Source organism: Anaerococcus sp. Marseille-P9784, from assembly GCF_902500265.1.
Classification (GTDB): Bacteria; Bacillota; Clostridia; order Tissierellales; family Peptoniphilaceae; genus Anaerococcus.
The window spans coordinates 1-11858 of record NZ_CABVOZ010000003.1; the positions used below are offsets into that span (position 1 = coordinate 1).

The 11858-nt window shown below is 31.6% G+C and carries 10 protein-coding genes; all 10 read left to right on the forward strand.

What is annotated here, in order from left to right:
• Window positions 1-1706, forward strand: a 1706-nt coding sequence (locus GAN53_RS06605; RefSeq protein ID WP_151410291.1) for a hypothetical protein, incomplete at its 5' end; no start/stop codon positions are given.
• Window positions 1693-3069 carry a hypothetical protein gene (locus GAN53_RS06610; RefSeq protein WP_019125118.1) on the forward strand — a complete coding sequence of 459 codons (1377 nt, stop codon included), beginning with the start codon at window positions 1693-1695 and terminating at the stop codon, window positions 3067-3069. The genes GAN53_RS06605 and GAN53_RS06610, both read left to right, overlap by 14 nt.
• Window position 3070: 1 nt before the next feature.
• Window positions 3071-3472: a holin family protein gene (locus GAN53_RS06615; protein WP_049690784.1), complete on the forward strand. Its 402-nt coding sequence runs from the start codon at window positions 3071-3073 to the stop codon at window positions 3470-3472.
• Entirely contained in the window at window positions 3473-4282 is an 810-nt protein-coding gene (locus GAN53_RS06620; RefSeq protein ID WP_151410295.1) for an N-acetylmuramoyl-L-alanine amidase, read from the forward strand.
• 522 nt (window positions 4283-4804) lie between these two features.
• Window positions 4805-5428, forward strand: coding sequence for a TetR/AcrR family transcriptional regulator (locus GAN53_RS06625; RefSeq protein ID WP_010815642.1), 624 nt, complete (start codon window positions 4805-4807; stop codon window positions 5426-5428).
• 93 nt (window positions 5429-5521) lie between these two features.
• Window positions 5522-7267, forward strand: a complete 1746-nt coding sequence (locus GAN53_RS06630) for an ABC transporter ATP-binding protein (protein ID WP_000810928.1) — start codon at window positions 5522-5524, stop codon at window positions 7265-7267.
• Window positions 7261-8994: an ABC transporter ATP-binding protein gene (locus tag GAN53_RS06635; protein WP_004838467.1), complete on the forward strand. Its 1734-nt coding sequence runs from the start codon at window positions 7261-7263 to the stop codon at window positions 8992-8994. Before GAN53_RS06630 ends, GAN53_RS06635 begins: the two co-directional genes overlap by 7 nt.
• Window positions 8995-9074: 80 nt before the next feature.
• Window positions 9075-9656, forward strand: a complete 582-nt coding sequence (locus GAN53_RS06640) for an MptD family putative ECF transporter S component (RefSeq protein ID WP_047199841.1) — start codon at window positions 9075-9077, stop codon at window positions 9654-9656.
• Window positions 9656-10390, forward strand: coding sequence for an energy-coupling factor transporter transmembrane component T (locus GAN53_RS06645; protein ID WP_151410298.1), 735 nt, complete (start codon window positions 9656-9658; stop codon window positions 10388-10390). The genes GAN53_RS06640 and GAN53_RS06645 overlap by 1 nt, the downstream gene beginning before the upstream one ends.
• Window positions 10391-10392: 2 nt before the next feature.
• Window positions 10393-11856 (forward strand): ABC transporter ATP-binding protein, encoded by a 1464-nt coding sequence (locus tag GAN53_RS06650; RefSeq protein ID WP_151410301.1) that lies wholly within the window; start codon window positions 10393-10395, stop codon window positions 11854-11856.
• Window positions 11857-11858 lie beyond the last annotated feature (2 nt).

Consider the following 11858-nt stretch of genomic DNA (forward strand, 5'->3'; position numbering starts at 1 on the left):
AACTTGAAATAGGTACAGTTTATGCTGGAGAGTTTGGAATTAGCCTTTTTTCAAATATAGATAGGTATTCTCTAGAGGATTCAAAGCTAGAACTTTTTTATAATCAAGAACTAGAAAATAAAAAGATAGAAACTATACCAATGGGAATATTTGATGTTACTGAGGCAAATAGGTCTAAGAAGATTTTAGAATTAAAAGGCTATGATTATATGCTTAGATTTGATAAGAATTTCCCAGTAACAGATACCTTTGGTACAGCCTTTGAATTACTAAGTCTCTCATGTGAGAAGTGCAAGGTAGAACTAGGTATGACAGAAGATGAGGTAAAAGCTTTTGTAAATGGAGAGGAAGTTCTGGCAATTTATCAAGACCATGATATAGAAACCTATAGAGACTTTATTCACTATATAGCATCGACCCTAGGTGCTTTTGCGGGGATTAGTCGTGATGGGAAATTAATTTTAAAGAAATATGCAGAGAGTATATCCACAGAAATTAAAACGAGAGAAAGATTTTCTTCATCAATATCAGATTTTAAGACAAGATATACAGCTATCAACTCAACAAATGCAAAGACTAAAATAGCTGAATACTATTCTTTAGAAAATGATGATGGCCTAACCATGAATCTTGGAATAAATCCACTTATGCAATTAGGACTTCCAGAAAAAAGAAAAAGAATGTGCGAGGTTCTTCTTAATGAAATTTGTAAGATTCACCACACACCTTTTGATATCGTGACCATAGGAGACCCAAGTCTTGATGTAGGAGATAGGATAGCTATATCCTATGCAGAAGAAAAGATTGAAGGTCTTATCACTGACATTGAATACAAGATAAATGGAAAACATAGAATTCTTGGTGTAGGGAAGAACCCATACTTATCTAGGGCTAAAAGCAAGAATGATAAGAATATAGTAGGACTGTTAAATCAAATTGAATCTGAAAAATTAGTAGTTCATGCCTATTCAAACTATTCTGCCTTTAATCTTTCCATAACGGATACACCAATAATTCGTATAGAATTTGCCTCCAATAAAGAAACGGAGGCAATTTTTAATGCATCTATCTTGTTAAATATCATCTGTGATACCGAAGAAAAGACAAGAAAGATTTCAAGGAGTGTCAAGAAGCAAGTAGAGGTATTAAATAAAGATGGAAAATCCTATGATCCTCCAAAGTATGAAGAAAAAGAGGAAGTAGAAGAATTAGACTTTATTGAAAACATAGAAATACCAACAAGGATAGTTATTACTTATGTTTTTAATGATACAAAAATAGAACATCACATTCCAAAAGAAACCTACTTAAGTGGTGACCATATTCTAAATCTTTTTTATCCACTAACTAAACTTCAGGAAAAGACAATGAACAATTTTTCAGTTTTAATACGACTTGAGTCTGGTCAAGCAATGATTGGAAAAGATAATGCTATCGCAGCTATATCTGGTCAGTCTCTTGGTTCTACAGAAGCTTGGGATGGAAAGCTTAAGATTGATGAATCTTGGAAGAGAGTAGAACTTAGTCATTCATTCCTGCTTAGGAAATTGAAAGCTGAATACAAAGTAGAAAGACAAGTCCCAAGACCACTAGTATTTAATGAAAAGGTAGGAAGATTCAAATATCAAGGATTAATGCTTGGAAAATATAAAGAAGAAATTACTACAGAATTTAAAGATAAGGAGGAAGAAAATGCTCAAGGGTAAATCAGTCATTGAACTAACCGATGTGAGGACAAATAAGAAGGAGATTTATGAAGATGAAAACCTAATAACTAATGCAGTCCCAGATTTATTAAGACTGAATCCATCAGGGCTTATGTATCCGATATTTAAAACCAATGCAGAGGAATACAAGGAAGAAATATTCCCAATAGCAAATAAGTGTTATGGGGGTATTTTATTATTTGAAGCTCCTCTCGATGAAGATTCAAATAAATATATAGCACCTGCAAATAATAAGATAATTGGATATGCATCGAATGATGTTAATTCAACAGATGCACCAAAAAGAGGCTCTGCCAATTTAACTGAATCTACTTCTATAGAAAACGGATATAAATTTGTTTGGGATTTTTCAACATCGCAAGCCAATGGAAGAATATCTGCTCTTGCACTAACTCATTATAAAGGAGGGAGATATTTTTATGGAGATGCTTATGGTAGGCAGTCTTGCTTAAGGTTAAATTACACCTATACATCCATAGATAATGAAATTTTGAAAGTTTACGTAGGTATGGTAGAAGCTGATGCTGTTCACAATACAATTACTTCTGTTTGGCCATTGGAAAACAAAACATTAGAAATATTAAAAATGCAAGAACCATTAACCAGTCTTGGATTAAATGATCCAATCTTTAAAAATGCTCCTCAAAATATAGAAAAGACGACAATCTCTATAGAAGACTTTTATAAAAATATCGGAACGTATGACTGGTATGAATCGGGGTTTTTTGATGGTAAAGATGGCTATTACTATGGCTTCATAAGAAATCTTGAAAACAATTATACTGACTTAAACAGGATAAAGATAAAAAAGGATGATTGTAGCTATAAGATAGATCATTGGAAATTAAATAATATTAGACTCTATAGAATTGGATCATACCCATCAAGTTCTGATAGTGCCTATAAAAATGGTTATAGCTTGTTAAAGAATGGATATCTATACGTCCCTAATAATGACTGTAATAAAATCTATAAAATTAATGCAAATAATCCAGTTGATGTTTCAGAAATAGCCGTTGATTTTGAAATGAAATACACATCTGGAGAAAGTACAAGTTTAGGCATTTATGAATGGGGTGACTATATACTGGGATATAAGTTTGTGATTGATGGAGACGATAATATCATTCAAACGAGCAATGCAACTTTTTATGACATGATGACTCCATCAATTGAATTAGGGCCGTTTAGGGTAGGATATGGGTCTTTTAGGGGAAATCTCTATAAGAATTTATATTTGCACACTCCGTATCTTGGAACAATTAATAACTTATCAAGTCCAATATTAAAAACGGCAGATAAGACAATGAAAATAACTTATACATTAACAGAGGAGGAATAAAATGAATAAGTTTTTAGAAATATTAAAAGTATGCTTTACAGCTATCGGAGGATGGTTGGGATTTTATCTTGGAAGTGTAGATGCTTTTATTTATACGCTGCTAGCTTTTGTAATAGCTGACTATTTAACAGGGGTTTTAAGAGCAGGGGTTGAAAGAAAGCTATCCTCATCCATAGGATTTAAAGGGATAGCTAAAAAGATTATGATTTTTATAGTTGTAGGAATAGCAAACCTATGCGATGTAAATTTAATTAAAGGTGATGGAACAATGATAAGAACAGCCATCATCTTTTTTTATATTGCAAATGAGGGGCTTTCTATTTTGGAAAATTCTGTAGCACTAGGCTTGCCAGTACCAGAAAAACTAAAGGCGATTTTAAAACAATTCAAGGAGGAAAAATAAATGAGTAATAGTCCATTAGTACAAGCAACAATTCTCTCACCTAACCATAGTGGAAGAAGGAATCAAAAGATTACTAAAATAGCTATACACCATGCTGCTGGAGTTATAAATGGTAGAAATCTTGCTGGAGTATTTGTGCCAAGGTCAAGACGTGCATCAGCTAACTATAACTTAGGATCCGATGGAGTCATTGTTTTAGGAGTTGATGAATCTAACAGAGCCTGGACAACCTCATCTTCCTGGTGTGACAATAGAGCGGTAACTATTGAAGTAGGTAACTCTACGAAAGGGCCTCAGTGGTTAGTTTCTGATTACGTTTTAAATAGACTAATTGATTTGGTGACAGACATCTGCAGAAGAAATGGAATCTATCCTTGTACCTATACTGGAGGCAAAGATGGTGTCCTTCAAAAACACGAATGGTATAAAAACACTAATTGTCCAGGACCATATCTTGGTAGCAAGTTTCCATATATAGCAAGTGAAGTTAATAAAAGACTAAGAGGCGATAAGACTGTTAGCAAACCAACAAGTGGATTATATAGAGTTAGAAAATCTTGGTCAGATACCAAAAGTCAGAAAGGTGCATTTAAGAATTTAGATAATGCTAAAAGATGTGCCGATAGATTCAGATTAAAAGTTTTCAATGACAATGGCAAGATAGTTTATCCAGTTGGAAAGACAATCGACCAATTAGCTAGAGAAGTTATAAGTGGAAAATGGGGAAATGGAGAAGAAAGAAAAAGAAGGTTAACTAATGCTGGATATGATTATTATGTTATTCAAAAAAGAGTAAATGAATTAATTTAATACAATAATTAAAGCCTGATAGATTTCTAATTTAGAAGTTTATCAGGCTTTTGCTTTTTTAAAAATGATAAAACCCTATTTTCGACCAGTGTATTGAAATTAATTATCTACTGAGTCAAAATAAAACTGACTGTAGCGTCGGAATTATTTACTGACAGGAGATAAAGTTTTGAATGATAAAAAATTGAAAGTAGGAGAAAAGAGTAAGTTGGTCGCATAAACTATTAAAAGTGTTGCCTCAAAAAATGAAAATATATGAGGTTTATTTGCTATGCACATTTTTAAGTTTTGTGACTTAAAAATTTTTTTGAAAAATTTTTAAAATAACTATTGACTTCCTTAGTTGGTCTATTAAAGTTATAAGCGTTAAGCCTGTATTTAATTATTAGTAATTATATCATAATTAAGTATGATTTTTTACTGTTCATATTGACAAAAATAAGATAAGAGTATACAATGATAACAAAGTTATCATTGTCCCACAAAATTATAAATTGAGCTATTAGTAGAGGAGGTGAGGATATGACAGAAATTACTGGTTATGATTTAACACATAAAAAGATTATGGATAGTGGTAAAGTTAATTTTTTAAATGATGGCTATGAACGAGCTAATTTAAGAAAAATTTGTAAAGATGCTGGAGTTACAACAGGTGCTTTTTACAGGCATTTTAATGATAAAGAAGATTTATTTATCAGTTTAGTTGATCCATTGGCAAACGAACTTTTGGGTTTTTATAGCAAGTTTGAAGAGGAATCTTTTCAAAACATAGAAAAAAATTGTGGAGAAGATTTATCAAAAATTAACATTGAAGGGTCAATTGAATCTGCATTATATATGTTTAGCAAAAAAGATTTATTTAATCTTTTAATATATAAATCATATGGTACGAAATATGATAATTTTATAGAGCTTCTTGTGGAAAAGGAAGATATAAACAGACATAAAGCGTTTCAGATTATTTCAAAGAAAAAGAATATAAAATCAGAAGTCCCTAAAGATGCAATGCATTTGTTAAACCATGCTTATATTAATGCATTGTGTGAAATTATAATACATTCTCAAACAGAAGAAGAAGTAAAGTTAAACACAAGAATAGTTTCGAAGTTTTTTTATGATGGATGGGAGAAATTGCGATGTTTTTAAATATAAGGGAAAGGGTATTAAACGGCCTTATATTTTTTAAAATATAGATAACTAAGTTAGCTAATTAAGTTATTTCATTTGGAGGTGTTGATTATGAAACAAAAAAGTCCTGCTACTATATTGTGGGAGCTTGCAAAAAAGGAACATTCAAAGTTAAAAACATCTGTATTTATAGCGAGTATCGGTGTTATTGCAGGGATTATTCCATATATTGCAGCAAGTCGTATTTTAGTTGAATTGTTAAAGGGAAATGAGGATTTTAAAATTTATTCTTTATGGTTAGGAATAGGATTGTTATCCTACATCTTAAAATCATTTTTATACTCTATGGCTTTATCTGTATCCCATAAAGCAACTTTTAGTGTACTGAAAGATGTTCGTTTAAGAATGCTTGAAAAACTTCCAAAGATGCCATTAGGAGAAATAATCTCTGTTCCAAGCGGAAACTTTAAGCAGATTATAGTGGATCAGGTTGAAAGTATGGAGAAACCGCTCGCTCACCTGTTGCCTGAAATGACATCGAATCTCTTAGGTTCTTTGAGTATATTTATTTACTTATTATTTCTTGATTGGAGAATGGCTCTTTTATCATTAGTATCCATTCCTGTGGGAATGCTTTTTATGGGACTCGTAATGAAAAATTATGCTGTTCAATATGAAGGATCTGTAAAGGTAAATCGAGAAATGAATTCTGCAATTATTGAGTATGTCAATGGAATAGAAGTGATAAAAACATTTAATCAAGACAAGAGATCGTACGCAAAGTACAAAGATAAAGTCATTGCAAATGCAAGATACTTTTATGAATGGATGAAGAGCTGTCAGTTACCTGTATCTTTATCTAAAAATATATCTCCTACTACAATGATAACAGTGCTTCCATTTGGTTGGTATTTTTACATTAGCGGCAGTTTAAGTGCAGAAGTATTTATATCTGTAATTATTCTATCTTTAGGTATTGCAGGACCTTTACTTGAAACAATCAATTTTGTTGATGGTCTTGCTAAGATAGGAACTATTGCTAATTCTATTAACTTAATTTTAGAAGGAAAAGAACAAAAGCATTCTGATAGAGAAGTAACTATCCAGCAATATAATATTGATTTACAAAATGTAAAGTTTGGATATGAAGAAGAAAAAGAAATTCTTCATGGAATATCCCTAAACATAAAAGAAGGGACAACAGTGGCTTTTGTTGGACCAAGTGGAAGTGGCAAGTCAACTTTAGCAAAATTAATAGCTGGATATTGGGATATTACGGAAGGAAATATAAATATTGGTGGATACAATCTTAATGAAATTCCATTAAAGCAATTATATAGTTTAACTGCCTTTGTTTCGCAGGATAATTTTTTGTTCAACGAAAGTATTAGGGAAAATATCCGAATGGGTAATCCAAGTGCCAGTGATAAAGAAGTAGAAGACATTGCTAAGAAATCGGGTTGTCATGATTTTATTATGAAAATGGAACATGGTTACGATACGGTTGTCGGAAGTAGTGGGAGCCATGTTTCTGGTGGAGAAAGGCAAAGAATATCAATAGCGAGAGCAATGCTCAAAAATGCACCTATTGTAATACTTGATGAAGCTACTTCATATATAGATCCTGAAAATGAAGTGATTATAAAGCAAGCTTTATCAAAGCTTATAAAAGATAAAACGGTGATTATTATTGCTCATAGATTATCAACTATAACAGATGCAGAACAAATATTCTTAATTGAGAATGGAAAACTTGTTTCATACGGTAAGCATGATGAATTATTAAAAGGTTGTGAATTATACCGAAATATGTGGAACGCTCATATAGGAACAAAGGATGGTGGGATGAAATGTTAAGTGCTTTAAAAAAGATTTTAGATTTCTCAGGTGATGAAAAGAAAAATGTATATCACTCTATATGGGTAAGTTTCTTGTTTGCGATTTTTCATATGCTTCAAATCAGTGCTATTTATTTTATAGTGAAAGCAATTGTCCAAAAAGACATGAGCATGATGCCCGCGTGGATCGCATTAATACTTCTTGTTATTAGCATAATCGGAAGAAGTGTTACAAATTATTTTTCACAATTACAGCAATGCCATGCAAGTTATTTCATGGTGGCAAATAAAAGAGTAGCAATAGGTGAAATGTTAAAAAAAATACCTATGGGATTTTTCAATGAAAACAATATTGGTGAAGTGGTTGGAATTTCTACAACTGTTTTAGAAGATGTAGAAAATACCGCAGCAATGGTTATGGTAAATACATTATCAGGTTTTATAAACACGATAATATTTACAATAATGATTTTAGCATTTGAGTGGAGAATAGGTTTTATTGTTGCAATTGGATGCCTATTGTACTTATTTGTTCTCTCAAAAATGGAAAGCAAATCAAGGAGTGTTCTTCCTAAAAGACAAAAAGCATCTGCTAAATTAGTTGATGCCATTTTAGAACAAATTGGAGGAATGTCTGTTATAAAATCCTTCAATTTAACAGGGAAAGGAGATGAAAAAGTCAGAGGTGCTATTGAAAATAGTAGAAAAATAAATCTTGATTGTGAAAAACTGTTTACACCTTATACGATTTTGCAAAATATTCTTTTGGATTTGTTTAGCATTTTGATAATAGGTGCAGGTATTTTCTTTTATATCAATGGAGAACTCTCATTCTTAAATACAGTTATGACGATTATAATTTCTTTTCTTGCTTTTTCTCAAATAAAATTGGCAGGAAGTGCAACAACCTCTCTCAGAGTTGTTAGTGGATCTATTGAGCAAACAAAGAAGTTAGAGAAATTTCCACAGATGGATATTGATGGAAAAGACATAAAGCCTACTACTTTCGATATTTCTTTTGATAATGTAGAGTTTTCTTATTCAGGCAAAAAAATCCTTGATGATATTTCGGTCAAGATACCACAAAACCAAATGACAGCTATAGTTGGACCTTCAGGAGCTGGAAAAACTACATTTTGCAATTTGATAGCGAGATTTTGGGATGTAGAGAAAGGAGAAATCAGCATAGGTAAACATAATATTAAAGAATATTCATTGGAGTCATTAATGAGACAAATTAGTATGGTTTTTCAAAATGTTTATTTATTTCAAGACACTATTGAGAACAATATAAAGTTTGCTAAGCCAGATGCTACACATGAGGAAGTTATAGAAGCTGCAAAGAAAGCGTGTTGTCATGAATTTATTATGAAGCTTCCTGAACAATATGAAACAGTTATAGGAGAGGGAGGTGCAAGTCTATCTGGTGGAGAAAGACAAAGAATATCAATTGCAAGAGCAATGATAAAGAATGCACCTATTATTATTTTCGATGAAGCTACTGCAAATGTAGACCCTGAAAATGAGGATAAATTGCAGGTTGCTATGGAGGAACTCACAAGAAATAAAACAGTAATAATGATAGCACACAGACTAAAGACAATAAAAAATGCAAACCAAATACTTGTTTTAGCAAATGGAAAAATAAATCAAAAAGGCACACATGAAGAGCTAATTCAAGCAGAAGGTATCTATAAAAATTTTGTTGAGGCACGACAAAAGGCAGTTAATTGGAAATTGTCATAAGTGAAAATGATTTATATGAGAATTATTCAAATATAGCTCATGTAGATTTATATTATTTTAATTTAAGGAGGATTAAAAAAATGAAAAAAGGATTGTCAGCTAAAGATCTAATCAATGTAGGAATTTATACAGCTATTTATTTAGTTCTGTTTTTTGTAGTAGGGATGATGAATGCAATTCCTATCTTATACCCAGCTATCTATCTTCTCATTCCTATAGTCACAGGAATTCCATTTATGTTGTTTTTAACCAAAATAGAAAAATTTGGCATGGTTACGATTATGTCAATTATTATTGGTGTGTTTTGGTATTTTATGGGCTATACATGGTTAGCGTTAGTGGGATATATTCCATTTGGAATTATCAGTGATCTGGTTATGAAATCAGGTGGTTTTAAGAGTTTTAAAAAGAATGTTATTGGATTTTGGCTATTTTCTTGCGGAATGATAGGTTGTCAAATGCCAATGTGGGTAATGGCAGATACCTATATGGAAGGTGTTAAGCAACAAATGGGAGAACAATATGCACTTGCACTCGCAAAATATATGCCTTCTTGGATGGGGGTTGCTGCATTTGGAATTATTTTTATCGGCTCAGTTATTGGTGCAAATTTAGGGAGGAAAATGCTTAAGAAACACTTTGAGAGAGCGGGTATCATTTAATGGAAGAGTATGAGGTATACGAACCGAATAAACCAAAGGGCTTTTTCTTAGATCCTCGTACTAAAATTTTATTTATGATATTTATAACAACCATAATGTCTGTCGGATATAAGGATATTTTAGTTAGCCTTATATCCGCCATTGTGGCAATAGCATTATTATTATCTAATAAACAAGTTAAGATAGCTTTCATTTATGGAGGGCTATTTACCTTGGCTATTATGGCACACTTTACGAAAGATATGTACACATTGCCTACACTCATAAATACAATTTCAGTATTGTTGAATGCCTTGATTTTAAGACTATTTCCAATTTTTATGTTGGGATATTATGTTGTAATGTCCACAAAAACGAGCGAGTTTATAGCAGCCATGGTAAAGTGGAAAATTCCCAATGCATTTATTATTCCAACAGCAGTTGCATTCAGGTTTATTCCAACTTTGAAAGAAGAACACAACTCTATTAAGACTGCTATGAAAATGAGAGGAATTAGTTTTAAAAATAAAAAGGCGTGGAAAAATCCAAGCTTATACTTGGAATATGTAACAATACCTTTAATCGTTTCTATTGCAAAAATAGGTGATGAATTGTCGGCGGCGGCAATAAGTAGAGGATTGGGAGCTTTGAAAAAGAGAACTACTGTGGTAAAAGTAAAGTTTAATATATATGATTTGCTCATTTTACTCTTTTCAATTGCCTTTACAGGACTATTTTTATATAGGAGGGGATAGCATTGATTGAATTTAAAGACGTGTCATTTACTTATGATAGCGGGAATAAGAATGCTGGAATTTATAATATTAATTTAAATATCAATGCTGGTGAAGTAGTTGTATTTTGTGGTGAGTCCGGTTGCGGAAAAACTACAATAAGTAGGTTGATAAATGGGTTAATTCCCGGGTATTATTCCGGAAATTTGACTGGTAGCGTTATTGTAAATGAACATGAAATTTCTAAAAATTCTATTAATGAATTGAGTCAATATGTAGGATCAGTATTTCAAAATCCAAGAACTCAATTTTTCAATGTAGATTCAACAAGCGAAATTGCATTCGCCTGTGAAAATTTTGGGATTTCAAGAGAAGAAATTTGTAGAAGAATTGGCAAGGTAACAAAAGAATTAAATATAAAAGATTTGCTTGATAAGAGCTTGTTTTCTATGTCAGGAGGAGAAAAACAAAAAATTGCTTGTGCTTCTGCTGCTGTTATGGAGCCTGAAATCTATGTATTAGATGAGCCATCTTCTAATTTAGATATACAAACTATAAAAATGTTAAAATATATCATAAAAAAATGGAAAGAAAAAAAGTCAACTGTGGTTATTGCAGAGCATAGACTACAATATTTAATAGATATTGCAGATAGATTTATTTATATGAAAGATGGAAAAATTAACAAAGAATTTTCTCGTGTTGAGTTCAAGAAATTACCTAACAGCATTTTAAATAATATGGGGTTAAGGAGCATACACCCTATTGATACCAGTAGCCGTATAAAAAATATAGAATCTAAGGAACAAATAGAGATTAAGAATTTTATGTTTAGTTATGGAAAAGAGCCGTTTTTTGAAATTAATGATGCTGTATTACCTCAAAAATCTATTGTGGCTGTTTTAGGAAATAATGGTTCTGGAAAATCAACTTTTTCAAAATGCTTATGTGGAGTTGAAGAAAAAGCAAAAGGAACTTTAAATATACAAACAGAAAGTTATGCTACAAGAGAAAGGCTAAAAAAATGTTTTATGGTGATGCAGGATGTTAATCATCAATTATTTACCGAATCAGTTAAAGAAGAAATTCTTTTGAGTATAGAGAACGATGAGAATAAAGAAGAAAAGATCGATGAAATATGTAAAAAGTTAAATTTAATGGATTTTATAGATTGCCATCCAATGTCATTATCCGGAGGGCAAAAACAAAGGGTTGCAATTGCAAGTGCTATCGCTTCTGATAGGACAATACTGATTTTGGATGAACCTACAAGTGGTTTGGATTTTAAGAATATGAAAGAAGTTTCTAATGAAATGATAAGACTTAAAGAGGACGGAAAAACTATTTTTATTATCACACATGATCCGGAATTAGTAGAATGTTGTTGTGATTATTTTATGTTTATGGAGAATGGAAAAGTCAAATGGCATGGTATTAAAGATGAAAAGAATATGGGAAAAATTAGGGAATTCTTCGATCAAACTTAAAA

Coding starts and splice junctions, on each gene's coding strand:
- GAN53_RS06630 (WP_000810928.1), top strand. CDS start 5,522: ATGAAACAAAAAAGTCCTGCTACTATATTGTGGGAGCTTGCAAAAAAG.
- GAN53_RS06640 (WP_047199841.1), top strand. CDS start 9,075: ATGAAAAAAGGATTGTCAGCTAAAGATCTAATCAATGTAGGAATTTAT.
- GAN53_RS06610 (WP_019125118.1), top strand. CDS start 1,693: ATGCTCAAGGGTAAATCAGTCATTGAACTAACCGATGTGAGGACAAAT.
- GAN53_RS06635 (WP_004838467.1), top strand. CDS start 7,261: ATGTTAAGTGCTTTAAAAAAGATTTTAGATTTCTCAGGTGATGAAAAG.
- GAN53_RS06625 (WP_010815642.1), top strand. CDS start 4,805: ATGACAGAAATTACTGGTTATGATTTAACACATAAAAAGATTATGGAT.
- GAN53_RS06615 (WP_049690784.1), top strand. CDS start 3,071: ATGAATAAGTTTTTAGAAATATTAAAAGTATGCTTTACAGCTATCGGA.
- GAN53_RS06645 (WP_151410298.1), top strand. CDS start 9,656: ATGGAAGAGTATGAGGTATACGAACCGAATAAACCAAAGGGCTTTTTC.
- GAN53_RS06620 (WP_151410295.1), top strand. CDS start 3,473: ATGAGTAATAGTCCATTAGTACAAGCAACAATTCTCTCACCTAACCAT.